This is a genomic window from Advenella incenata, assembly GCF_004217095.1.
Classification (GTDB): domain Bacteria; phylum Pseudomonadota; class Gammaproteobacteria; order Burkholderiales; family Burkholderiaceae_B; genus Advenella; species Advenella incenata.
The window spans coordinates 1,183,431-1,206,997 of record NZ_SHKO01000001.1; the positions used below are offsets into that span (position 1 = coordinate 1,183,431).

General features: G+C 56.0%; 21 protein-coding genes and 1 riboswitch. Of the genes, 17 read left to right on the forward strand and 4 right to left on the reverse strand.

The features are described from left to right. Nucleotides 1–200: 200 nt before the first annotated feature. A complete protein-coding gene (locus EV681_RS05365) occupies nt 201–587 on the reverse strand; it encodes a tautomerase family protein (protein WP_165392951.1) in 387 nt (128 codons plus the stop codon). Nucleotides 588–894: 307 nt separating this feature from the next. Here EV681_RS05365 and EV681_RS05370 point away from each other — a divergent pair, with 307 nt between their 5' ends. Further along, a complete protein-coding gene (locus tag EV681_RS05370; protein WP_130303471.1) occupies nt 895–2,241 on the forward strand; it encodes a dicarboxylate/amino acid:cation symporter in 1,347 nt (448 codons plus the stop codon). 134 nt (nt 2,242–2,375) lie between these two features. Here EV681_RS05370 and EV681_RS05375 read toward each other — a convergent pair whose 3' ends face one another. After that, nucleotides 2,376–3,593 carry a DUF2817 domain-containing protein gene (locus EV681_RS05375; protein ID WP_242612147.1) on the reverse strand — a complete coding sequence of 406 codons (1,218 nt, stop codon included), beginning with the start codon at nt 3,591–3,593 and terminating at the stop codon, nt 2,376–2,378. Between the two features lie 106 nt (nt 3,594–3,699). On the opposite strand from EV681_RS05375, the gene EV681_RS05380 reads away from it, so the two are divergent. The 10 genes from EV681_RS05380 to EV681_RS05425 all read left to right on the forward strand — a co-directional run bounded on the left by EV681_RS05380 (nt 3,700) and on the right by EV681_RS05425 (nt 14,434). Next, the gene (locus EV681_RS05380) at nt 3,700–4,476 is read left to right on the forward strand and encodes a lysine/arginine/ornithine ABC transporter substrate-binding protein (RefSeq protein ID WP_128395728.1); all 777 of its coding nucleotides are present in this window, start codon (nt 3,700–3,702) and stop codon (nt 4,474–4,476) included. Nucleotides 4,477–4,654: 178 nt separating this feature from the next. Continuing rightward, complete coding sequence (locus EV681_RS05385) at nt 4,655–5,341, forward strand: ABC transporter permease (protein WP_128395729.1); 687 nt, start codon at nt 4,655–4,657, stop codon at nt 5,339–5,341. Then, a complete protein-coding gene (hisM, locus tag EV681_RS05390; RefSeq protein WP_128395730.1) occupies nt 5,338–6,048 on the forward strand; it encodes a histidine ABC transporter permease HisM in 711 nt (236 codons plus the stop codon). The genes EV681_RS05385 and hisM overlap by 4 nt, the downstream gene beginning before the upstream one ends. A gap of 12 nt (nt 6,049–6,060) precedes the next feature. Then, on the forward strand, nt 6,061–6,825 hold the full coding sequence (locus EV681_RS05395) for an ABC transporter ATP-binding protein (RefSeq protein ID WP_128395731.1): 765 nt from the start codon (nt 6,061–6,063) through the stop codon (nt 6,823–6,825). A 272-nt stretch (nt 6,826–7,097) separates the two neighbouring features. Continuing rightward, complete coding sequence (locus EV681_RS05400; protein WP_128395732.1) at nt 7,098–8,033, forward strand: glycosyltransferase family 2 protein; 936 nt, start codon at nt 7,098–7,100, stop codon at nt 8,031–8,033. Next, nucleotides 8,030–9,124, forward strand: a complete 1,095-nt coding sequence (locus EV681_RS05405) for a glycosyltransferase family 4 protein (RefSeq protein ID WP_128395733.1) — start codon at nt 8,030–8,032, stop codon at nt 9,122–9,124. The genes EV681_RS05400 and EV681_RS05405 overlap by 4 nt, the downstream gene beginning before the upstream one ends. Continuing rightward, nucleotides 9,111–10,295, forward strand: coding sequence for an acyl-CoA dehydrogenase family protein (locus tag EV681_RS05410; protein WP_128395734.1), 1,185 nt, complete (start codon nt 9,111–9,113; stop codon nt 10,293–10,295). The genes EV681_RS05405 and EV681_RS05410 overlap by 14 nt, the downstream gene beginning before the upstream one ends. Beyond that, complete coding sequence (locus EV681_RS05415) at nt 10,289–11,623, forward strand: PIG-L family deacetylase (protein WP_128395735.1); 1,335 nt, start codon at nt 10,289–10,291, stop codon at nt 11,621–11,623. The genes EV681_RS05410 and EV681_RS05415 overlap by 7 nt, the downstream gene beginning before the upstream one ends. A 134-nt stretch (nt 11,624–11,757) precedes the next feature. Further along, a complete protein-coding gene (locus EV681_RS05420) occupies nt 11,758–12,891 on the forward strand; it encodes a glycosyltransferase family 2 protein (protein WP_128395736.1) in 1,134 nt (377 codons plus the stop codon). Between the two features lie 91 nt (nt 12,892–12,982). Beyond that, nucleotides 12,983–14,434, forward strand: a complete 1,452-nt coding sequence (locus tag EV681_RS05425) for a glycosyltransferase family 2 protein (RefSeq protein ID WP_128395737.1) — start codon at nt 12,983–12,985, stop codon at nt 14,432–14,434. A 273-nt stretch (nt 14,435–14,707) separates the two neighbouring features. Here EV681_RS05425 and EV681_RS05430 read toward each other — a convergent pair whose 3' ends face one another. Both EV681_RS05430 and gshA read right to left on the reverse strand, forming a co-directional pair. After that, nucleotides 14,708–15,799 (reverse strand): aromatic ring-hydroxylating dioxygenase subunit alpha, encoded by a 1,092-nt coding sequence (locus tag EV681_RS05430; protein ID WP_130303473.1) that lies wholly within the window; start codon nt 15,797–15,799, stop codon nt 14,708–14,710. Between the two features lie 12 nt (nt 15,800–15,811). After that, entirely contained in the window at nt 15,812–17,380 is a 1,569-nt protein-coding gene (gene gshA / locus EV681_RS05435; RefSeq protein ID WP_423191197.1) for a glutamate--cysteine ligase, read from the reverse strand. A 124-nt stretch (nt 17,381–17,504) separates the two neighbouring features. Between gshA and EV681_RS05440 the strand changes: the two genes are divergently transcribed. From EV681_RS05440 to EV681_RS05465, 6 genes are all read left to right on the forward strand, one after another. Then, complete coding sequence (locus EV681_RS05440; protein ID WP_128395740.1) at nt 17,505–17,978, forward strand: hypothetical protein; 474 nt, start codon at nt 17,505–17,507, stop codon at nt 17,976–17,978. A 36-nt stretch (nt 17,979–18,014) separates the two neighbouring features. Further along, a riboswitch (SAM riboswitch) is annotated at nt 18,015–18,093 on the forward strand. Next, nucleotides 18,083–19,279, forward strand: coding sequence for a homoserine O-succinyltransferase MetX (gene metX / locus EV681_RS05445; protein WP_128395741.1), 1,197 nt, complete (start codon nt 18,083–18,085; stop codon nt 19,277–19,279). (Overlaps the previous riboswitch by 11 nt.) Further along, nucleotides 19,276–19,896 carry a methionine biosynthesis protein MetW gene (gene metW / locus EV681_RS05450; RefSeq protein ID WP_128395742.1) on the forward strand — a complete coding sequence of 207 codons (621 nt, stop codon included), beginning with the start codon at nt 19,276–19,278 and terminating at the stop codon, nt 19,894–19,896. The genes metX and metW overlap by 4 nt, the downstream gene beginning before the upstream one ends. Continuing rightward, nucleotides 19,893–21,164 (forward strand): AmpG family muropeptide MFS transporter, encoded by a 1,272-nt coding sequence (locus EV681_RS05455; protein ID WP_128395743.1) that lies wholly within the window; start codon nt 19,893–19,895, stop codon nt 21,162–21,164. The genes metW and EV681_RS05455 overlap by 4 nt, the downstream gene beginning before the upstream one ends. A 9-nt stretch (nt 21,165–21,173) precedes the next feature. Next, complete coding sequence (locus EV681_RS05460) at nt 21,174–22,070, forward strand: c-type cytochrome (RefSeq protein ID WP_128395744.1); 897 nt, start codon at nt 21,174–21,176, stop codon at nt 22,068–22,070. Continuing rightward, on the forward strand, nt 22,067–23,341 hold the full coding sequence (locus tag EV681_RS05465) for a c-type cytochrome (RefSeq protein ID WP_130303474.1): 1,275 nt from the start codon (nt 22,067–22,069) through the stop codon (nt 23,339–23,341). The genes EV681_RS05460 and EV681_RS05465 overlap by 4 nt, the downstream gene beginning before the upstream one ends. Nucleotides 23,342–23,567 lie beyond the last annotated feature (226 nt).

Genomic DNA, 23,567 nt, shown 5'->3' on the forward strand with positions numbered 1-23,567 from the left:
GTCCGCTCCGAATGGGGTTTGTTGTAATTGGTAATGATTTCAGTCAAGAATAGGTTGGATCAGGATGTATTGTCAATAAGGGAAATGGAGCGGACAGCCAGGGGCCGCTCAAATGCAGGATAGTGGCGCTGCTGCGATGCACGGTGGGGCACCAGCCGCAAGGCAATGCGCAGCAGGCGTCTGTCGCCGTTACGTCCGGGTCAACTGGTGCTTCTGGCGCGAAACGCCTTGGCGCTCAGGCCTTCCTGAACACCCATATGCTCGGGTGCGACATCGATCACCATCGTGCGGATGCAGGTGTCCGACACGTCCAGCGTAGTAACGGCCGCCTTGTTGATAGCAGCCATGAAATTGGCCTTGAGTTCATCGTCCCGGCCTGCGAGCAGGAAAGCCACGATGTTGACGAACTCGGCACCGATCTGGCCCGCGACAATCGAATCCTGCTGTTCAATTTCCTGCAGGGAAATACGGATGCTGGGCAAGGCCGCATTCAGCGTTTGCTCTATGACTTTGGTGGCATTTTGCAGGAAGGCGGTTTTCTGTTGCTGGCTGCGGCCGGCAGTGACCTGAACTTGAAGAATGGGCATGATAGAAATGTCTCGTTTGAATGGAATGTGCTGTGAAATAGGGGCAGGGTTGGCACCCATCGCCTTTTGCGATTGTATCGGAAAGCCGGCCAGATGCCATCCATTGATGCGTTTTCAGTTTTCTTTAAGGTCACGAAAATTAATATATGGAAAACACGACAGTGACCGCTGTTGCTGTATTCACGGATCGCCCCGCGTCAATGACTGTTCTGATTGCATTGTGCGGGTCCATTCAAATCATTTACGTATCGGCAACGGCAAGCAAGTGCGCTGACCGAAAATATACACTTCCAGGAAACCAAATCAAATGTTGTCTGCTGAAGAGCTTTCGGCCGAAGCGCCGCGTCAGCCCAAGCGCTGGTATCAAATTCTATATGTACAGGTAGTGATCGCCATTGTCCTGGGGGTGCTGCTGGGGCAGTTCTATCCACAGGTTGGCGAAAGCATGAAGCCGCTTGGCGATGCGTTTATCAAGCTGGTAAAAATGATCATTGCACCCGTCATATTTCTTACTGTCGTGACGGGGATTGCCGGCATGACCAATATGAAGACGGTAGGGCGCGTGGCTGGCAAGGCGATGCTTTATTTCATCACGTTTTCCACACTGGCGCTGATCATCGGTCTGGTAGTCGCCAACACGCTGCACCCTGGGTCCGGCCTGAATATTGACCCGAAAACGCTGGATGCCGGCAAGGTGGCCACTTATGTAACCAAGGCGCATGACTCATCCATTGTCGGGTTTCTGATGAATATCATTCCTGACACCACGCTCAGCCCGCTGGTCAGTGGCGATATTCTGCAGGTGTTGTTTATTTCGGTACTGTTTGGCATCGCGCTGGCTGCAACCGGAGAACACGGCAAGCCTGTTTTTGATTTTTTCCAGCAACTGTCACGGCCGGTATTCAAACTGGTGGCTATTTTAATGAAGGCCGCGCCCATCGGCGCGTTTGGCGCCATGGCATTTACCATTGGCAAATACGGGATCGCCTCTATTGGCAATCTGCTGTATTTGATCCTGACGTTCTATATTACCGCCGTGTTGTTCGTTGTGATTGTGCTGGGGCTGGTTGCACGGTACAACGGTTTTTCGATTTTCAAACTGGTGCGTTACATTAAAGATGAATTGTTTTTAGTGCTGGGTACCAGTTCATCGGAGGCGGCGCTGCCTACGCTGATGCAGAAAATGGAGCGGGCCGGTTGCGCCAAGTCTGTGGTGGGACTGGTGATTCCTACCGGTTATTCTTTCAATCTGGACGGCACCAATATTTACATGACGCTGGCCGCGCTGTTCATTGCGCAAGCCTGCAACATCGAGCTTTCCCTGCAACAACAGGTTTTGCTGCTGCTGGTCGCCATGATCAGTTCCAAGGGCGCTGCGGGGGTGACCGGTGCCGGTTTTATTACATTAGCAGCTACACTGGCAGTGGTGCCTGATGTGCCTGTGGCAGGCATGGCCCTGATTCTGGGCATTGATCGTTTTATGTCCGAATGTCGCGCACTGACCAATCTGGTAGGCAATGCCTGCGCCACTATCGTGGTGGCCCGCTGGGAGAATCAGTTGGACACCCGGCAACTGGATGCTGCCTTGAACCAGCGATTGCCTGCACAGGTCGATGATGACCATATGATAGGCGCCGCGCAGGCGGCAGACTGATCAGGAAATCGGTATCACGTTTAGACACCGTGTCTGGATACGGCGTCTGGCGGATGTTGGTGGTGAATCATCCGTAACATTCATGGAAAAAGGGGCACGATAAGCGTGCCCCTTTCATATTTCATTCAAGTCGGCTACTGATCGTTGCGTAGTGCGTGAACGGCGCGTTCCAGGATCTGGCGGGTTCTAAATTGCACCAGCGCCTGCCAGTCGGGGTCGGCCGGGAAGAAAAAGTCCAGCAGGCGCTGCTTGATCTTTTTGCCTTCGGCACTGGCAGGGTCGCCATGCAGATGCAGGAAATGATCGGCCAGCAAGGCCGGCTGCCCCACCGATTGGCTGTCATAGGTGCCGCATTCGACAACCAGCTGAATAAATTGGCGGTCACTAAATAGCTTGACCATGGCCGCCGAGGTGTAGCCGGTGGCGGCGGCCGAGATACCCGTATCGCTGGCATTGTTGCTGCCGGTAATCACGGTATACAGCCATGGGCCGTATATGGACTGGGCGTGCGCGATGCCGGGATATTCCTGTTCGGCAATGGCCATGAGCATGGGGTGGCCAAACTGCCCGGCGCCGGTGTGCAGATCGAAGCTGATGACTTGCCTGGCGTGCGCCGGCAGATGCTCTTTCAGGATTTTATGCAGCGTGAGATTGGACCAGCTGGGTTTTTCGCCGCCATAATACAGGCCATCCCGATGGCGATATTGACCGGCTTCCACAATGTTCATCAGCGCAGCATAGCCTTTTTCTTGCACAGTCTGGCGCCAGCGCAGGTCCCGCGCTTTGCGCCTGGCAGCGTCACGGATATCGGTCGCAAATAGCTCATGAACCGCTTCGTAGCCCGGATTGGCCGGCAACGGCTGGTCAAAATCCAGATAATTGCGATTCAGATCCATGTTGTCTTCATTGACCCGCCGCTTCCAGGAAGTACCCCACGGATTGATCAGGTGAATGAACAAAATGCCTACGCCGGCAGCCGGGGAAACGTCCTGTTCCAGCAGAAAGCGGGTCTGGCAGATGGAGCCATAGTAACCCTCGACGCCATGCGTGCCGGACACCACCACTATCCATTTTTCGGCGTCGGGATCGCCGGCCACGGCCACGTCGGTGCACAGATTCTCGTTTTCCACACCCTTGAGCGGGTGAGGGTAAGCGTGCAGGTGGGCGCCCCGGTGGTGGGCGGCCTTCAGGAACGAGGCGCGCAATTGCGAATAGGTCAGCTGGCCAGGCGCCAGCCGGAAAATGGGCAAATCTGCGGAATCGAAGGGAGTCATGAGCGAATTCTCGGGCCCAAAGGCAAGAAAAACATGGGTTTCGGACAAAATCAGGAAGCGGGCGGGAAATTTATGCAAAAATCTCGTGTCCGCGCGTTGTAACCTGCCTGCAATCACACCAGTGAACCAGGGACAAGGCGTTATACTACTTCAATTATTTACGATATGTTTCCCGGGGTTAGGAATGAAAAAACTTTTTGTTGCGGCAATGCTGGCTGCATTGTTACCGACAGTGGTGTCTGCGGCACCCGCCAAACTGCGTCTGGGTATTGACCCCACGTTCGCGCCTTTTGAGTCGGTCAATCCACAAGGCGAGCTGGTTGGTATTGATGTTGATATGGGTAAATCCATCTGTAAGCGCATTGAAGCTGACTGCGAATGGATTCGCATGAATTTCGACGGCGTGATTCCAGCCCTGAAAGCCAAGAAAATAGATGGCATCCTGTCTGGGATGACCATCACCAAAGAGCGCGAGAAGCAGGTTTTGTTTTCAGATGTGATGTACGCCAGCTCCACACGCCTGATGGTCCCGGCAAACAGTGAAGGGCTGGATACGACTGCCGAGTCGCTCAAGGGTAAAACGGTAGGGGTTGTTCAGGGTACCACCCAGGCCGCCTATGCCGACAAGCATTGGAAAGGCAAGGGCATTAATCTGGTGTCCTACCAGAATGATGATCTGGCCAAGCAGGATCTGGCGCTGGGACGCGTTGACGCCACCCTGCAGGACGCTGCAGCCGCCACGATTTTCTTCGATAGCCCTGACGGCAAAAACTTTAAGCTGGTGGGCACGCCTGTGTCCGATGCAGAAGTCTTCGGCAACGGTAACGGCATCGGTCTGCGCAAGGACGATACCGAATTGAAGGGTAAAATCGACAAGGCGCTGGCCGATATGAAAAAAGACGGCGAATACGCAACAATACTTGAAGCCTACAAAAAATACGGCATCAAGGAACACGAATAAGCGTGCCTGACCGGTGCTGCGCGGGCCGGCTCTATGCCGGTGGCCGCGCAGTTTGCATTTTTGGGCAGCCCGGCCTGCCCGCGCTGTGTGGTCGGCGCAATACAACGGCATGAGCCGTGCCGCCGACAGACAATTTGCATTATTACATTATTATTAATAACGATATTTAAGGAACCCGATGCTGTACGGTTATGGATCCCAGATATGGGCCGGTACACTCGCAACCTGTCTGCTGACCCTGTTGACGCTGGTTTTTTCGATCATTATCGGGATGGTCGGGGCTTTGTGCAAGCTGTCTCCCAATCCGGTATTGCGCTGGACCTTCACCGGGTATACGACAGTGATCCGAAGTGTTCCCGATCTGGTGATCATGCTGCTGGTTTTCTATAATCTGCAGGAACTTATCAATGCCATTTGCACCTGGGCTGGCTGGCCGCAATACCAAATGGATGCGTTTTCGGCAGGGGTGACAACGCTCGCGTTCATCTATGGCGCTTATATGACAGAGACCTTTCGCGGGGCGATCCAGGCTGTGCCCAAAGGCCAGCTCGAAGCAGGCTATGCGACAGGCATGTCGCCAGTGACGGTGTTTCGCCTGATTCTGTTGCCGCAACTGATCCGCTTTGCCCTGCCTGGGCTGAACAATAACCTGCAGGTTATTATCAAGGCAACGGCCCTGGTTTCCATTATCGGTTTGCTCGATATTGTGACGGTCACGCAGCAGGCGGGACGCAGTACCCAGCAGCTGTTTTTCTTCAATCTGGTGGCCGCGGCCATTTATCTGTGCATGACGGCGGTCAGCCTGATCGTGCTGTCCTGGCTTAATCGACGCTATTCGGCCGGCGTGCGGGAGGTCCGGCTGTGAGCGAGATCCTCGAGCGCTACTGGCAGGCCTATCTCGGGTTTGGTTTTCCCATGACGGGGCTGGCCATGACGATCTGGATATTGCTGCTGGCCGTGCTGTTTGGCACGGTACTGGCCATCCCCATGGCAATCTGGCGCAGTTCGTCCAATCGCTGGGTCAGCATGCCGGTGCGGGTGTACACCTTTGTGTTTCGCGGCACGCCGCTTTACGTGCAGTTGCTGCTTGTCTACACCGGCCTGTTCAGCCTGAGTGTGGTGCGTGGCACGCCATTGCTGGCCACGTTTTTCCGTGACGGTTTCAATTGTGTGATTCTTGCTTTCACAATCAACACCTGTGCCTATATGACAGAGGTGCTGGCGGGCGCAATTCGGGCCATTCCTCATGGCGAAATTGAAGCGGCGCAGGCTTTTGGCTTTTCCCGTTTCCGGTTGTACACAAAAATTATTCTGCCCTCCGCGTTCAGGCGTGCCCTGCCGTTTTACAGCAACGAGGTTATTCTGGTTCTGCATTCCACCTCGCTGGCATTTACGGCAACGGTGCCCGAGTTGCTCAAGGTGGCGCGCGATGTCAATAGCGCCACGTTCAATTCTTTACCCGCCTTTGGCATTGCTGCCATCCTGTACGCCGTTCTGGCAATGGTGCTGGTTGCGCTGTTTCGCAAGGCAGAGAAAAAATGGCTCGGGTTTCTGAAACCCGCCGCTGTTTAACAGGTCATTACCATGGAAAATTTACGCGTCCAGGATATTCACAAACGTTTCGGCAACAACGAGGTGCTCAAGGGCGTGTCGTTGCTGGCCAATAAGGGCGATGTGATCAGTATTATCGGCTCCAGCGGTTCGGGCAAAAGCACGCTGCTGCGCTGTATCAATTTTCTGGAAACGCCCGATTCGGGCAAAATATTCATTCATGGCCAAGAGCTGCGCACCGTTCAGCGCAAGGGTACGCTGGTGCCGGCTGACCGCCGCCAATTGCAATATATGCGCACCCGGCTGTCCATGGTGTTCCAGCATTTCAATCTGTGGTCGCACATGACTGTGCAGGAGAACATTACAGCCGCGCCGGTCAATGTTCTGGGCCTGTCGCGTCAAGAAGCGCTTGCCAGGGCGGAAAGCAATCTGCTCAAGGTCGGGCTGAGCCTGGATACCTTGAAAAAGTACCCTGTGCACCTGTCGGGCGGGCAGCAGCAACGGGTGGCGATCGCACGCGCACTGGCGCTGGAGCCTGAGGTCATGCTGTTTGATGAACCCACTTCGGCTCTGGATCCGGAGCTGGTTGGAGAAGTGCTGCGCGTGATGCAGAAACTGGCCGAGGAGGGGCGTACCATGATCATCGTGACACACGAGATGGCGTTTGCCCGCCAGGTGTCCAGTCATGTCATGTTTTTACATCAGGGTGTGGTCGAAGAAGAGGGTGCCCCTGGCGAGGTTCTGGCCAAACCCAAAAGCGCGCGGCTGGCTACCTTTCTGGCAGGAAATCTCAAGTAGAAAAAGACGATCGGCCCGGTTTTTCGGGCGCCTCTGGCCAGTAGCCGGGTGAGGTGTCCTAAGTTGATTTACGTGTTATAAAGGCGCCGTTTTTTTGCCCGATGAGCAATAGCGCGCGATAAAGTCATATTTTCCAGAACCGCTGCAGTTACATTGTTTACCTGCAACTAGTGTACATTGGGTGGGTTACAGGCCGTTTATATTATTAAATGTAATTTGGAATAGCAGTACGCATTCCCCTGAAGTCCTGTTCTCTCTAAGAGAGAGTCTGTATGCAACGTGTCAATATCATTATCCCAACGTTCAACCGTTCCGGGTTAATTGCAGGTGCAGTGGACGCCGCCCTGGGTCAGAGCTACCCGAACAAACAGATCACGATCATCGACGATGCATCTACCGATGATACGCGTCGCAAGCTGCAACCCTATTTTGATCACCCGGACTTTGTCTATGTTCGTCTTGCGCGCAATATGCATACGGCGCAGGCCAAGAACGTCGGCATAGCGCTATCAATGGCAGATGCCATTACCTTTCATGACTCCGACGATCGACCGGCACCAGACAAAGTGCTGATGCAGGCGCGCACCCTTTTCAATACCCTTGTGGTTGCCGACAGTAGCATGAATTGGGCATCGTTCGAATATGAGCCGCAGCAGGCGCTGCCGGTTTCACTGGTTCTCACAGAACACGAATTGATCCGGTGGGATGGATCGCGTTTGACCGCGCAACATGCCCTGAGCCTTGTTGACGATTTTTTCCCGAATATGCAGGGCGGATCAGGACAGTCTGGTGACTGGATCCTGATCAATGCCGGTCTTTTCCGTGCCCAGGTGTTTGTTCGTCACGGTGGCTATCGCAACAGTATCGAAGAAGACAGGGATATGCGCAACAGGCTGATGATGGCGGGCGAAGTGCTGCATCTGCTACCCCAGGTTCTGCTGAGTAAATTCGAATATGATGATTCGCTGACGGTGGCAGAGGCGTCCAATTATCACAGCGAACGCCGCCAGGTGGATCGCGCGGCGATCTGGGCGGATATTGCAGCATGGCGCCGAACCGGACAGGTGGTACCGCAGCCCATTGAACTGCCTGATTTACAAATCGATTTTATTTCCAATCCGGCCTTGGTTGGCGTTTCTGAAGCGATGATGACCCCTGCGACACGGGAACGTCTGCAACGGCAATTGCAAGCCGCAGCCACATCATGATGCGCCTGAAGATCGCCATTGTTGATGGGTTCTGTCCGCGCCCCTATGAGGGGCAGACATGGGAGCACGAGGCCATGGGCGGGACAGAGCTGACAGCGGCGCGTGTGGCTGAAGCGCTTGCGGCCGATCATGATCTGGTGGTGCTGCAGCACTGTCGAGAGCAGGTGACATGCAGTGCGCAAGGAGTGCGCTATGTGCCTGGCGGCGATTGGCGCAAGCTGGCGGCGCAGCGCAATTTTGACGTTGTCATTATTATTAATTCGCTCAAACTGCTCGCACTGTGGCACAAGCATGCCCCTGCGCAAACCCGCCTTATTTTGTGGCGACACAATTTTATGGGTGCTACGCATAAGGATACAGCGAACCTGTTGGCCGAAACCAATGCGCAGATGATTTGCGTTTCGCACAGCCACAGGCGCCATTCGATGGCGGCACTGGGCATCGCAGAATCGTCAGACGTCGCGGCCCGGATCGGCGTGATATATAACCCCGTGGTGACTGCGCCGATTCAAGGCGAACCGGTGCTGCCGGGCAGCGTGGATGTTGACCAGTTATTGTTCGCCAGTTCGCCCCACAAGGGAATGGATCAGGTGCTGGACAACTTCACGCAATTGCGGGAACGGATCCCGCAACTATCATTGCTGGTCTGTAACCCGGGCTATCTTGAGCGTTCGGCGCCGTACTGTGATGGCGTACACTATACCGGTAAGCTGCGGCCTGCCCAGGTGCATGGGCATATGCGCCGCAGCCTGTGCCTGTTCAATGCCCAGAGCACCTTTGCCGAAACCTTCGGCCTGGTTTTTGCCGAGGCTCACAGTGTGGGTACTCCCGTCGTGGCGCAGCGCGGTTTGGGCGCCGTGGACGAGGTAGTGGGCGCAGGAGATGGGCAGGCGCTGGACGTGAACGATACCCAGGCTGTGCACGACGTGATTATGCGCTGGCGCGGCGGCCTGCGACCGCAACTGTCGATGAATCCGGCGTTCGCCCTTGAAACGATCAAAACCGAGTGGCTGAGCCTACTCGATTCGAATATGCTCGCACCTGAAACGCGCCGGTCACAAACGGGGAGGATATCCTTTGCTATACCCTGATGCATTCAATCTTGATGACCCCATTCTGTCCAGCCTGCCGCAACTTGAGCAGGCGTTGTATGCCAGGGCGGCAGATGTGGACGCACAGGGCCTGGGTCTGGACACCGAAATGGCCATGTTGCGCAGCGCCGGTTTGCTGGCCGCGTGTGCGCCATACGCGTACGGCGGTAAAGGGCTTGGCTGCGAGCACGATACGCATGCGGCGCTGGCCGCCTTTGCGGTATTGCGCGTGCTGGGGCGAGCGACGCTGTCGGTGGCGCGCCTTTACGAAGGGCACATGAATGCGGTAAAACTGGTGGTGCTGTACGGTAGCCCGGAGCAGAAAGCCCGGTGGCTGCCCCTGATACTTGCAGGCCAGTTGTGGGGCGTGTGGGGGGCAGATGGTAAAACACCCCTGAGCGCAACATTGGCGGCGGACGCACCGGCACACATGCCAAGATATGTCCTGCACGGACAGAAAGCATTTGCCTCGGGGCTGGGCCTGCTGGATCAGGCCATCGTGACGTTCAATAAGGGGGCCGAGGGTGTCGTGCTGGCATTGGTGGATGTCAGTGAGCAGCGGCGACAAGACAAGTCGGCCTGGCAGGTCTCCGGCATGAAAGCAACCTGGTCCGGCGTCTATGATTTTGAGGGCGTGCAGATTGATGCCTGCGCCCTGATCGGCAAGCCGGGCGATTATGTGAAAGAACCCTATTTCGAGGGCGGCATATGGCGCTATTGCGCCGCTCACCACGGTGCTGCCGAGCAGATTGTGCGGCTCTGGCGCACCCGGCTGGAGCAAAAGGGGCGGGCCGAGGATCCGATACAACTGACTCGCCTTGCCCGGGCACGTGCCCGACTGCTGGCTGTTTACTGCCTGCTGCGAGACGTATGCCTGCAGGCAGAGACCTGTCATCGTGAAGACGGGCAAGGCAATATCAATGAAGATGACCGGCATTCTGCGGTGGAGATGGCGCTTCTGGGCCGGGAAATGACCGAAGAGATGGCGGTGGTATTGATGAACGACGCCAGGAAAGCGCTGGGCGTGGAGGCCCATTTGCCGCAATCGGATATGGAAAGAATCTGCCGGGATTTGTCCATGTACCTGCGCCAGGCAGGCCCGGACGGCAAGCTGCTCAATGCCGGCCGCCTCTATTTGGTTCAGGCCGAAGAAAGGACGCGCTTATGGTAACTCCCATGCATCGGGGCCGCTTGCTGGTTCAGGCAGAGCAGGCGCCGGCGATTTCTCTACAAGCACTGGCAGGGCGCGCCAATATACTGGTTTTGACTCCCCATCCGGACGATGAAACGCTGGGGTGTGCCCAGGCCATTGCCGCTGCCTGCGATCAGGGGCGCAAGGTGATTGTTGTCGCGGTCACCAATGGCAATCTGTCTCATCCTCAATCGCAGCGCTACCCCAAGGCCGCGCTTGCAGCGCTGCGAAAGCAGGAATGTATCGAGGCCCTGGATGTCCTGGGTGGCGTTGGCGTGGTGCCTGTGTTTATGGACTACGATGACCAGTGCGCCCCACATGCGGTGGCCGAGCAGGTAAAGTGTGTTGAGCGTCTGGAGCAATGGGTACGTGAGTATGAGATCACTGCCATATGGACGACCTGGGAGCAGGACCCTCATTGTGACCATCAGCGCGTTGCCCGGCTGGGAGAATTGCTGCTAGCGCGTCAGCCGCAACTCACGCTGTTCAAGTATCCCATATGGGGTCGCTTCCTGCCCGAGGCACAGGCCGTTGAAGGCACTCTGTATCAATTTACCGGAAGGGGTGAGGGAGACCGCGACCGCAAGGCGCGTGCGATCGATTGCTACCGTTCCCAAACGACAACGCTTATTGACGATGATCCGCAAGGCTTTGTGATGGCGCCTGAGACCCGGGCGCATTTTCTGGAGACACCTGAACTCTTTATTTCATATGACATACCGGCGCGCAGGCTGGAGTTTGATGCCCTGTACATGACCGATCCTGACCCGTGGCAGTTTCTTACGTCGGAATACGAGAAAAACAAATATGCGGCAACGTTGTCTGCCCTGCCTCAGTCTCACTATCAGTGTGCAGTCGAAGCGGGCTGCTCCATTGGCGTACTGACCGAAAGATTGTCCGCGTGTTGTGACCAGGTGATCGGGCTGGATATATCGAGCGTGGCCATTGATTTGGCACGCTCCCGCAACCGACACATCCCGCAGATTCAGTTCCGGCAAGCGCAATTGCCTGAGGCGTGGCCAGACGAATCCGCAGATCTGATAGTGCTCTCGGAAATTCTTTATTTTCTGGATCACGCGCAGATCGATCAACTGGCAGCGCAAATGGCACGCAGTTGGCAAAAAAATGGCGATTGTATCGTGGTTAATTTTTCCGGAGATACCCGCCAGGCATTGCAGGGCGAGCAGGCGTCGACGATATTCTGCGAGGCCATCAGCCGTTACGCCCGCATCGAATGTATTTCGAGCCAGCGCCATGAGAAATATAGCCTGATGGTGCTCACCAGGGTTGGCGGCAACGACGAGTAGCAATGGTCTGGCAAAGGCCAGGGCGGTTGCACAGGCTGCCATGCAGTCAGCGTCGCGCCATGCGCGCAGACGAATTATAAGATGGGAACGACAGCGGTCGATTTCGCATTGATTACGAATTATCTGGAAAAAATATGCTTACAACAACAGATGGCGTGCAGTTGAACGATCACTACTGCAGTGTTCCGCAATTGGCAACGGGCAAGTTTTCTTATGTCATTGCCATTCCGGCCAAGAATGAGCAGGCAACAATCGTTGCCTGTCTGGATGCGTGCTGGCAAAGCATGCAGCGGGCGGCGGCAATGGGCAAGATTGTGCTTGTGATCAATAACACGACAGATGACACTCAGGGCCTGGCCGCAGCGTGGGCAGGCGAAGCAGCCTGTCCGCTGGAAATCATCAATATTACGGTAGCTGCCCACGCTGCCCAGGCCGGTTTTGTCCGCAGAATGGCGATGCAATGGGCTGCGCTTTCTGTCATGTCCGATGGCGTTCTCCTGTGCACTGATGCCGACTCGCGACCCCAGGTTGACTGGGTGTCGGCCAATCTGGCACAGATTGCTGCCGGCTATGACCTGGTGTGCGGCGACATTTTGCTGGATGCAGCAGATCCGCAGTACGAGAACATCTGTGCCATTCACCGCAAGAACGCGCTGGAAGGACAATATCGGCAGGCCTGTCTTGAACTGATACATCAACTGGATCCGGATCCGGATAATGCCTGGCCCCACCACAATCAGGTTTCGGGCGCCAGCCTTGCTATTCGCAGACAGGTGCATGATTTCGTTGGTGGCGTCCCGGCTGTACCGTTGGCTGAAGACCGGGCTTTGGCACAGCGGGTTGCGCTGTACGACTATCGCATTTGCTATTGCAGCCAGGCAAGGGTGATTACCTCGTGCCGCATGGACGGGAGGGCGGAAGGCGGGATGGCCCAGGCGTTGCGCATCAGGGCTGGCAGCGAGGATTTTCTGATTGATGAATCACTGGAGCCGGCGCATCTGGTGTTACTGCGTGCAGGCACACGAGCGTCTGCCCGGCGGGTGTGGCAGCAGGGGCAAAGCCGTCATGATCTATATACATTCCTGGGTATCGATGTGTCACGCTATCGCGCGCTGGACACCATCAGCCGATTCGGGATGTTTTGGCAACAGCTTGAGCAGCATGCTCGCTGCCTGGAGCCCGAACGTGTGCTGTACAGCCAATTGCCCGTTCAGCTCAAAAGAATTGAGGCCATGCTGATGCAAGTGGAGCAGTTCGATTTGGCTTGAAGAACGTTTTTTTGTACGCCTGTTCAGCGTTTACGCAAACCGAATGTGAACATATTTGCAGACATTCAACGCGCCGATATCAGGAAATATAATGATGAAGTGGATTCTGGCTATAAGTATTCTTGCAGTGTATGCGAACACACTTGTGTTCGTTGTGAGTTGGGGATTGAAATGGTCTGTATTGTTTGTTAACTGGCGAAAAAACAGGCAGCAAGCGGCGGCACCAGTCGAGGAGACGCTCACCACAAGAGCAGACTACCCCGCAGCATCGGCCGGTCGTGGCACAGCGTATTTTTCTGTCCATTTGCCCACGCACAATGAGCCGCCCGATATCGTTATCAAGACCATCGATTCCATTCTCGCATCCAATTATGATGATTTCGAACTGCTTGTGATTGACAATAATACGAGCGATCCTGATCTATGGATGCCGGTGAGTGATCATTGTATGGAAAAGGGCGCGCGGTTGCGGTTCTATCACTGCATGAACGTGACCAATGCCAAGGCTGGGGCGTTGGATATTGCATTGGAACTGCGCAATCGCAGGGCAACGCATATTGTGATTGTGGATGCCGACTATACCGTGGACAAAGATTTCCTAAGTCGTGCATCAAACCTGCTGGCACAGAACGAATACGACTATATTCAGTTTCCCCAATCTTATCGGGGGCAAGGGGCTGCAGGATTGAAATATGAGCTGGGCCTGTATTTTGCCACTGTGACCAGAGCCGCCGATGCAGCCAATACCATGCTGTTGACCGGTACGTTGTCTGTGATTGCGGTCAAGGCGCTTCGTACGCTGGGCGGATGGAAAACTTCCACGCTAACCGAGGATGCAGAAATCGGCCTCCAATTGCATATGCGCGGCTTCCGTGGTCGCTATATTGCACAGTCGGCCGGCGCCGGCTTGCTGCCGTTTACTTTTTTTGATTTGGAAAAGCAAAGGGAGCGCTGGATTCACGGTAATTTCCAGGTCCTTACCCGCTATTTCATGCGTATTATGACCGTGAAAAAAACCTATCTTGTGCCGATTTTGTCCCAATTGTCAGCCTGGTTTGCCTTTTTACTGATACCCATGGTTTTTATGCTTCTGATTCCGCTATTTGCGGGTTATCGACCATTGTCAAACGCTGCAGCATGGGCGCTGGCAGTATCGGCGGCAACAATCATTATTGATTTCGTATCACGGTTTGTCTTTATTCGACTTTCGGCTATGGGCACAAAGCTGGCCGAAGTGCTGGATACGTTTGTTGTTTCGTGGGCCCTTGCCGGTAGAAGTTCATTGGCTACCTTTACCGGGAACTTGCCAGCCTCCAGGATCTTTCATCGTACCAACAAGAGCATTTGTGACGAATCGGCTGCAGTGCACAGCACAACCACTGCGATGGTTGCCGTCCTTGGAGGTATGGCAGTTCTTCAAGGTTTACTGATGGCTCAGCCATGGGTTGTGGTCGCGGGAGCGTTGTCAGTGCTGATGCTGCCTTTTCAATGGTTGACCAGTCGGCGGCTGCTGCGTTATCGCAATCATTTTCGCGTGCATTAATGTCGCTGCTCTAGAAAAGGTGCGCCGGAACACGTACAGGACAAGAACAAAGACTGAGTCACTGTCTGGTACGTCGATGGCCCTGTTTCAGACTTTCCTGAGAGCATTCATCGTGGGGCATGGCAGGTGACGCAACAACGGTTTGATCCCATGACCGCCGCCGACCAGCTGCGTGGGGCGGGCAGGCAAAATGCGGCCAACAGTGCCGCTCGTACCTGCCCCGCCTGAGCCTGCCTGCGAGGGCTGGCAAATCCGCCAGGCTAGTGGCGCTGGTCAATCGGACTGGGCAATGGCGGTTTCCTGAATGGGAATCACCGTTGGACGGTCTGGAGCCGCCACTTCGGAAGCCACCGTCTGTTCCTGGTTGATCAGGCGCTCCAGTCCCTTGCGGAACTTGATCGGGCCGCCATCCAGTTTGAGATTGATAAATGGCGTGCGGCGATTGTCCATGCCTTTTTGTACTGCGCTCAGCACAATCCGATCTTCTTCAAATGCCTTGCGTACGCCCGCGGCAAACTGGCGCGAGACGTCTGCATCATCAGGACTGAAATTTCTAAGCTGGAACCAGAAATAGCGAGTGGTCTTTTCGTCGACTGGCGTCAGAAAATTGTAGGAGTCCATCAGAAATACATCGGGATGGATCGCCGCTTCGTCGCCGCCTGTGCCGGCAGGCGTAAAGACGGCCTTGATGATGGCGTGCGAGGGATAACGCACTTCATAATGCTGCTTGCGGTCACAGTTGCCGGCAAATTTGACGAACTGCGCATAGAAGGGCGCCACTTCAGTGTCGTACATCCAGCGCGAGACGATGACACCGTTATCGGTTACCGTTGTGTTCAAGGGTTCATTCACACAGGCGCTGTTGCCGAACGAGCTGCGGTGTACCCAGGCCACATGCGACGGGTCCAGCAGGTTGTCAGTCATGTACAGGTAGTTGCATTCGACCATCATTGCATCGCCCTGATTGATTCCCCAGTCAGGATCACCATACTCTGCAATATGCGGGATCAGGGAAGCGTCAGCTTTTTCTGCGTCGCCCATCCAGACCCAGACCAGACCGTATTGTTCGGTTGTGGCAAAATTCTTGACGGTGGCGGCACGGGGGATTTTTGCGCCCGGCGCGAAAATACAGGTACCCTGGCCGTTGAAGGTAAGCCCGTGGTAGCCGCATTCTACGGCATCATCAATGAGCCGGCCCATAGACAGGGGTAGTTTGCGGTGCGGGCAGGCGTCTTCAAGGGCGACGACCTGACCGTCCTGCTGGCGATAGAACACCAGATATTCATTGAGCAACTGCAATGGATAAAGCTCATGGACAATGTCGTGGCTCCATGCCGCGACATACCATGCGTTCTTCAGAAACATGAAAATCTCCGTTTATTCCGGCCGTTTTAGGGCCGCCATATAACGCTCGACATATTCGTCAAAGCTTTCGTTGTCGGACGCTTCTATCGCTGCCTGTTCCTCCAGCGATTTTTTCACGCTGGCGCGCATTTTCTGCTCGGTTTCGGCAGACAGCTCGCCAAAGCGCAGCTCGTCGGACAGGCGCTGGCTTTGCAACTGGGTATAGTCGGCAAAACTTAAGCCACTGTCGCGCAGCTCCTGCAGGATACGGGCTGAAGGCGTGGCAGAGACATCATCCAGTTTGTGACGTTGCTCCTGGATCGCTGCGCTGTATTGCGTGGTGCTGAAAGCGATATCCAGTTCCTTGGCGTACAGCGCAATCTGGTCGAGCAATTGATTGCCCCAGACGGGGATGGAAATATCTTCACCGTTGCTCGTTAGGCGCAATGCGGGGTCGCGACCGCGGTTGACCACGTCGGTGAAATTGGCCTGGCTTTCCTCGCAGAAACCGTCATAAGGGAAAAGTCTGCTGTCATGCACGGCACAGAACAGCAGGAACGCATCCATGAAATGACAGGTTGCATTCGAGATGCCGACAGCGCTGAAAGGATCAATGTCCAGGCAGCGGATCTCGACGTACTGGATGCCGCGCTCCATGAGCGCTGTAATGGGTCTTTCGCCGCGCGCGGTCGTGCGCTTGGGCCGGATCGTTGAGTAGTACTCATTTTCGATCTGCAGCACATTGGTGTTCAGTTGAATCCACTGACCGTCGCGATGGGTGCCCAGCGCCTGGTACTCAGGCCAGGGCTGCGTGACGGCGTGATACATTTTCCTGATGAAGGTGGACAGGTCGTTGTAGCACATTTTCAGCCCGGCCTGGGCATCGTTCTGGTAGCCCAGATCACTCATGCGCAGGCTGGTGGCGTAGGGCAGATACAGGGTGTCGTGATCCAGCTCGCGCAATGGATTAGGCCGATCACCCAGGAACGAGCGGGGAACTGCCGGCGAGGCGCCGAACAGATACATGAGCAGCCAGTTATAACGGGTGAAATTGCGGATCAGTCCCATATAGCCGACAGACTGGCGCTCGGTCTCGGTTGTACCCTCAAGATCAAGAACCTGCCATAGCGAATCGGGCAGTGAAAAATTGTAATGCAGGCCGGCAATGCATTGCATGGTGCGGCCATAGCGCTCGGCCAGTCCGCGACGATATACATGACGCAGCATGCCGCTATTGGATTTGCCGTAAGTCGCAATGGGAATCTGGTCGTCGGCAGGCAGATGCCCGGGCATCGATTGCATCCAGATGCTTTCGGACGGGAACTGCCGAGTGGCAAAGCGATGTACGTCGGTCAGCTCTTCGAGCAGATCGTCCACTGAAGCATGGGTTGTGGTAATCAACTCGATCAGCGCTTCCGAATAGTCCGTTGTGATATTCGGATGAGTCAGGGCGGAGCCCAGAAGGGTGCTGTGCGGCGTGGTGGCGAGCGCGCCATCACGGTCGATCCGTAGCCCTTCGCGTTCAATTCCGCGTAGAATATGAGTTAGCGAATCTCGATGCTGCTGTAGTGTGGTCATGCGCTGCACAAGTCGTCCTGAGATATCTCTGAAATCAATAATTGCTGATTTTAAGGGAGTTCCGCAGCTTTTCAGTTTTAAACGGTTTGTTTCGAATTAATTAATTTGGGTGGTGCAGGTGATCAAACGTCTGGCTCTTGTTTTTTTCATGGTTTTGTTGGCAGGGTGTTCGCCAAAGTACGATTGGCGCGAAGTGTCCACCGCTGGTGGGCGGGTGCAGGCGATTTTCCCTGATAAGCCGCGCAGCGAATCGCGCACCACGGAAATCGAAGGCGTGCAATATCCGTTTACTATGGACATGGCGCTGGTGGACGATCAGGTCTTTGCGGTTGTCTACAGCTTGCTGCCGCAGGAAAAGCAGGATGAAGCCAGCACGCGCAAGGCGGGCGAGGCACTGCTGCGTTCGGTATACGCCAGCATGAATGAGCCGGTGCCTGAGCCGTTGCCGCCATTCGGACAGAAGCTGACTTTCCGCAAAGCCGTGGGTAACGAGAATGCCAGCGTCTACGTCAAGGTATTTGCGGGCAGCGGCGTGATTGTTCAGGCCTATGCGGCCGGTCAGGACAACACCCTGAAAGAATCGGTTGCGGACGAATTTCTGAACGGCATGACGCTCCGATAGCGATCGGTCTGCCTGTTTTTAAAATGATACAATGCTGTAAAGGTCGGCGCCGATTTGTCTGATCCGCTTGCGGGCGCCTCAAAAATCCCGCTAAAAAGGTCCGTATGGTCTCACAACATTCTACTTCACAGCAGTCTGTGGGCGTGGTTACGCCCCAATTTCTTCAGTTCGATCAACCGCTCACCCTCAGCAGTGGCCAGGTGTTGCCGTCGTACACGCTCGCCGTGGAAACCTATGGCACGCTTAACGCCCAGCGCAGCAATGCCGTGCTCGTCTGTCATGCGCTCAATGCGTCGCATCATGTTGCCGGCGTGTCTGCCACTGACGCAAAAGACGTAGGCTGGTGGGACAATATGGTCGGACCGGGAAAGCCGGTAGACACGAATATCTATTTCGTCATCGGCGTCAATAATCTGGGTTCCTGCTTCGGCTCGACCGGGCCGGCCTCGATCGACCCGGCGACGGGCAAGCCCTGGGGATCAACCTTCCCTGTGGTGACGGTCGAGGACTGGGTAAGGGCCCAGGCCCGGGTCGCCGATCACTTCGGCATCGACCGGTTTGCTGCGGTCATGGGTGGTTCGCTGGGGGGGATGCAGGCGCTGAGCTGGGCCATAGAGTTGCCCGAGCGCATCGCCCATTGTGTGGTGGTCGCCAGCACCACCAACCTGTCGGCACAAAATATTGCCTTTAATGAAGTGGCGCGGCGCGCGATTATCAGCGACCCCGATTTCCATGGCGGCAATTATTACGAATACAATACTGTGCCCGCACGTGGCCTGTCCGTTGCGCGTATGGTGGGGCATATCACCTATCTGTCCGATGACGACATGGCAGAAAAATTCGGGCGAGCAAAACGCAATCCGACAGCAGATGGGCAGTTCCGGTTTGGCTACGATGTTGAGTTCGAGGTCGAGTCCTATCTGCGTTACCAGGGCGAGAAATTTTCCCGGTATTTCGATGCCAACACTTATTTGCTGATTACGCGGGCGCTGGATTACTTCGACCCGGCCAGCAAACATGGCGGCGACCTGACCGAGGCTCTGCGCCCGGCACAGGCCGAATTTCTGACGGTATCTTTTTCCACTGACTGGCGTTTTCCGCCAGAGCGTTCGCGGGAACTGGTAAAGGCGCTGCTTAAAAACGGGCAGCCGGTTACCTATGCTGAAATTGACGCGCCGCACGGACACGATGCTTTTTTGCTGGACGACCCGCGCTACCATGCAGTGGTCCGAGCTTACTATCAGCGCATTGCCGACAGCCTGAACCTGACGGCGGTGCAACTTGACCAGGAAGCAGCATGACGACTACGACAGAGCAAAAAAAAGTACGCGCAGACCTGTTGCGCATTGCCGGCTGGATTCGCGACGGCTCCCGAGTGCTTGATCTGGGGTGCGGTGACGGTATACTGCTGGCCCATCTGCAGAGTCGGCGCGGCGTCACGGCGGTGGGCGTGGAAAAGGAAGATGCCCAGGTCATCGCCTGCGTTAACAAAGGGGTACGCGTTATTCAGCAGGATCTGGATGACGGGCTGGCCATGTTCGATGACCGGCAGTTCGATACGGTTGTGCTTTCCCAGACCTTGCAGGCGGTGGTCAACACCGAACATATTCTGAAGGAAATGGGCCGCGTTGCGCGCTATGGCGTGGTGTCGTTCCCCAACTTCGGTCACTGGACGCATGGCTTGTCCATCCTGACCGGACGCATGCCCGTGACCGGCCAGATGCCCTATGAGTGGTATAACACACCCAACATTCATTTATGTACGCTGAAAGATTTTGAGGACCTGGCCACGCGCCTTGGATTCCGGATACTGGAGCGCGCCACCTTCCGGGAAGAAACCGAGATCTCCCTGATGCCCAGTCTGCGCAGTACGCTGGCGGTTTATCATTTCGAGACCGATAGAAAGCCCACGCCATGATAAATCTGATCCGTCCGTACCTGAGCCCGCGAGTCTATCCGCTGTTGTTGCTGGGTCTGGCCAGCGGGCTGCCGCTGGCGCTGACTGGCGGAACACTGCAGGCCTGGGCCACGGTCGAAGATGTGCCGCTTACCGAAATTGGTTTTCTGACATTGGTGGGCGCCGCCTATACATTCAAGTTTTTGTGGGCGCCTTTTATTGACCGCTATGTGCCGCCCTTCATGGGGCGGCGTCGCGGCTGGATGGCCTTGTCGCAGATCCTGCTGGGCCTGACTATTTGCGGCATGGGCCTGCTGGATCCGTCGCGCTCGCTGTTCTGGCTTGCGGCGCTGGCCACGCTGGTGGCATTTTTGTCGGCGACCCAGGATATTGCATTTGACGCCTACAGTGCCGATGTACTGCGTCATGAGGAGCGCGCTGCAGGGGCGGCGATACGGACACTGGGTTATCGTATTGGCATGGTTGTGTCGGGCGGGCTGGCCATTTGGCTGGCTGCGGTCTGGATGGGCTGGAGCGGTATGTATGTCTTCATGGGCTTGCTGATGTTCGGCGCTGCTGTGTTGACCTGGCTGGCACCTGAGCCCGAGGTAGCAGGGGCCAACGTCGCGCCGCGCACCTTGTATGATGCGTTTACCGTCCCGTTCCAGGAGTTCTTTTCGCGCAAGGGTGCCATTAGTATTCTGGCGCTGATTGTGCTGTACAAGCTGGGCGATGCCTTTGCAGGTGCGTTGTCGACAACGTTTCTGATCCGTGGCGCGGGGTTTTCGCCGGAAGTGGTCGGCTCCGTCAATAAAATTCTCGCGGTGGTTGCAACCATTGTTGGCGCGCTTATCGGTGGCGGCATCATGGGCAAATTGGGGCTTTACCGCTCCCTGATGCTTTTTGGCCTGTTGCAGGCGCTGTCCAATCTGATGTATATGTTGATCGCACTGCATCCGCAGAATCTGCCTTTGATGGCGCTGGGCGTGGGTTTCGAGAATCTCTGTGGCGGCCTGGGGACAGCTGCGTTTGTCGCCCTGTTGATGGCGTTATGCCATGTGCAATTTACCGCCAGCCAGTTTGCGTTGTTGTCCGCCTTGTCGGCCGTTGGTCGCGTATTTGTCGCGGGGCCGCTCACGCCGCCGATTGTCGAGGCTTATGGCTGGCCTGCTTTTTTTGTATTTACCTTCTTTATTGCATTGCCGGGACTGCTGGTCCTGTGGTTTATGCGTGCCGAGATAAAGGCGCTGGAAAAAGATCCATCACCGGAACCCGAGACCGGCATTTGAACGAGACGAATGATGAACTTGATTTTAAGGGGCTTGCTTAAAACCGCAATGCCATGGTGCAGCATTTTGGTGCTTTCTTCGGCGGTGGCACAGACGCCTGCCCAGCCGGAACCTGCTGCGGGTGGCCAGCCCACCAACAGCATCTCGACCACCCGCGGCACGCAGGCCGACCCCGGGCAGATACCGGATGCCCAGGTTCCGGCCAAACCACCCAAAGCGACACCAGCTGCGCCGGCCAAACCGGTCAACGGTGAAAACCGCATTCCGGTGGGCTCGCCCGGCTCTCTGGAAGCCAGGCTGGCAGCCTGTACCATGTGCCATGGAGCCACCGGGGTGCAGGGGGCTGATGCCTTTTATCCCCGTATCTCCGGCAAGCCGGCGCAATATCTTTATCAACAGCTGCTTCGTTTCCGCGAGGGGCGGCGTGAATACCTGCCGATGCAACGGCTTCTGGTTACCCTGTCTGATGAATATTTGTATGAAATTGCAGTCTGGTTCAGCCAGCAGACACCCGAGTACGAAACAGTGTCTGCGCCGCGTGTATCGCCGCTTATTTTGCAGCAGGGTGAACAGCTGGTTCGCCATGGTGCTGCCGAGCGCGACATTCCTGCCTGCGTGGCCTGCCACGGTGACAATCTTAAGGGCATGCAGCCGGGCATCCCGGGACTGACCGGCCTGACCAATGAGTATATTACGGCGCAGATGGGAGCCTGGCAGTATGGCATCCGTCATTCCGTAGACCCCGATTGCATGGGCGATATTGCCCGGAAGATGACCTCGGCTGAGGTACAGGCGGTCTCGGCATGGCTGGCCAGCCAGGATCCCCGTTTGCCGGGGACGATTAATGAATCGGCCAAAACGCCGGTGACCTGTGGGATCCAGACCGTCTCGGGAGTGCAGCAATGAAATGGCTATCAAGAATTTTTGCTGCCGTAGTGGTGATCGGCCTGGTTGTGGCCGGCACCATGTATTGGCTGGGTTCACGCGATGGTCCACAGGTAGCATCCGCATTGCCTGAGGGTGACGCGCCGGCGGCGGTGATTGCACGGGGAAAATATCTGACGCAGATCGGCAATTGTGTCGGGTGCCACACGGCAGTGGATACACCGGAATTTTCCGGTGGCAGCGGCTTGAAGACCGAGTTTGGTACGTTTTTCGCACCGAACATTACGCCCGATGCGCAACACGGTATCGGCAACTGGACGGCCGACGATTTCTGGCATGCATTGCACAATGGCAAGGCGCCGGACGGCTCGTTGCTGTATCCGGCCTTTCCGTACCAGAGTTATTCGCATCTGAGCCGCGCCGATACCGATGCCATTTACAGCTATCTGAAAACCTTGCCGGGCAGCGATCGCCAGGCGCCCGCTCATGAGCTGCAGCCGCCGTTCAATATGCGTTTTCTACTGGCGTTCTGGCGTGCGCTGTATTTCCGCCCGGCTGATGCCGTGGCGCGCACCGAGCCGTCGGACGATGCGCTGGTGCGCGGCAGACATCTGGTGGAGGGCGTGGCGCATTGTGCAGAATGCCATACGCCACGCGATAGCCTGGGAGGCATGGACCAAAGCCGTTTCCTGCAGGGTGGCAAAATGACAGATGGCATATGGTATGCGCCCGCGCTGACCGGCGATACCGATGGTGGCCTGGGAGCATGGAGTGCTCAGGATATTGCCCAATTATTATTGACCGGTGCCTCCGCGCATGGGGCCGTGGTTGGTCCGATGAGCGAAGCCTTGCGTGGGGTTCAATATCTGAATCAGCAGGATGTTTCCGATATTGCTGTTTATCTGAAGTCATTGCCTGCTGTTGGCCTGAAAACCGAGCGCAGCGGGGAGGTCAACAATACGCTGTATTCCATGGGTAAAAAAATCTATGGACAGTATTGTGCTGCCTGTCATCAGGCCGATGGCAAGGGCGTGGCACAGGCGTGGCCTGCACTTGACGGCAACAGTCTGGTGCGCGGGCGCGATGTGACGGGACTGTTGCGGGTGATCATGGACGGCGGGTTTACGCCCACGACGGCTCAAACCCCGCAACCTTACGGCATGCCGCCATTCCGTCATTTCCTGAGCGATCTGGAAATTGCGGCAGCGGCCACTTACATTCGCAATACCTGGGGTAATGAATCGGGTGGCGTCAATCAACGCGACGTCAATCGCGTGCGCAATATGGATTGAGGTCGATAAGATTGGCCGATGATGCGTTGACAGACGTTAAATTGAAGGTCGGCGCGTGTGTGCAACCGGACCTGGATTGGTCGCCATGGCAGGGTGGGTTGCTGACGTCGGCATACAACACCGGTCGCCGTTGCAACCGGTGTTGGCGCCGCGTAAATTGGCGCTGCCGTTCAGGGGGTTCGTATCAATGCCCTGACGGCGGCGGCCGGTAAGACAGCTCGCGGCC

Coding starts and splice junctions, on each gene's coding strand:
- EV681_RS05425 (WP_128395737.1), top strand. CDS start 12,983: ATGATGAAGTGGATTCTGGCTATAAGTATTCTTGCAGTGTATGCGAAC.
- EV681_RS05430 (WP_130303473.1), bottom strand. CDS start 15,799: ATGTTTCTGAAGAACGCATGGTATGTCGCGGCATGGAGCCACGACATT.
- EV681_RS05365 (WP_165392951.1), bottom strand. CDS start 587: ATGCCCATTCTTCAAGTTCAGGTCACTGCCGGCCGCAGCCAGCAACAG.
- EV681_RS05465 (WP_130303474.1), top strand. CDS start 22,067: ATGAAATGGCTATCAAGAATTTTTGCTGCCGTAGTGGTGATCGGCCTG.
- EV681_RS05395 (WP_128395731.1), top strand. CDS start 6,061: ATGGAAAATTTACGCGTCCAGGATATTCACAAACGTTTCGGCAACAAC.
- EV681_RS05455 (WP_128395743.1), top strand. CDS start 19,893: ATGATAAATCTGATCCGTCCGTACCTGAGCCCGCGAGTCTATCCGCTG.
- EV681_RS05370 (WP_130303471.1), top strand. CDS start 895: ATGTTGTCTGCTGAAGAGCTTTCGGCCGAAGCGCCGCGTCAGCCCAAG.
- EV681_RS05420 (WP_128395736.1), top strand. CDS start 11,758: ATGCTTACAACAACAGATGGCGTGCAGTTGAACGATCACTACTGCAGT.
- EV681_RS05405 (WP_128395733.1), top strand. CDS start 8,030: ATGATGCGCCTGAAGATCGCCATTGTTGATGGGTTCTGTCCGCGCCCC.
- EV681_RS05385 (WP_128395729.1), top strand. CDS start 4,655: ATGCTGTACGGTTATGGATCCCAGATATGGGCCGGTACACTCGCAACC.
- metX (WP_128395741.1), top strand. CDS start 18,083: ATGGTCTCACAACATTCTACTTCACAGCAGTCTGTGGGCGTGGTTACG.
- metW (WP_128395742.1), top strand. CDS start 19,276: ATGACGACTACGACAGAGCAAAAAAAAGTACGCGCAGACCTGTTGCGC.
- EV681_RS05440 (WP_128395740.1), top strand. CDS start 17,505: ATGGTTTTGTTGGCAGGGTGTTCGCCAAAGTACGATTGGCGCGAAGTG.
- EV681_RS05400 (WP_128395732.1), top strand. CDS start 7,098: ATGCAACGTGTCAATATCATTATCCCAACGTTCAACCGTTCCGGGTTA.
- EV681_RS05415 (WP_128395735.1), top strand. CDS start 10,289: ATGGTAACTCCCATGCATCGGGGCCGCTTGCTGGTTCAGGCAGAGCAG.
- EV681_RS05380 (WP_128395728.1), top strand. CDS start 3,700: ATGAAAAAACTTTTTGTTGCGGCAATGCTGGCTGCATTGTTACCGACA.
- EV681_RS05460 (WP_128395744.1), top strand. CDS start 21,174: ATGATGAACTTGATTTTAAGGGGCTTGCTTAAAACCGCAATGCCATGG.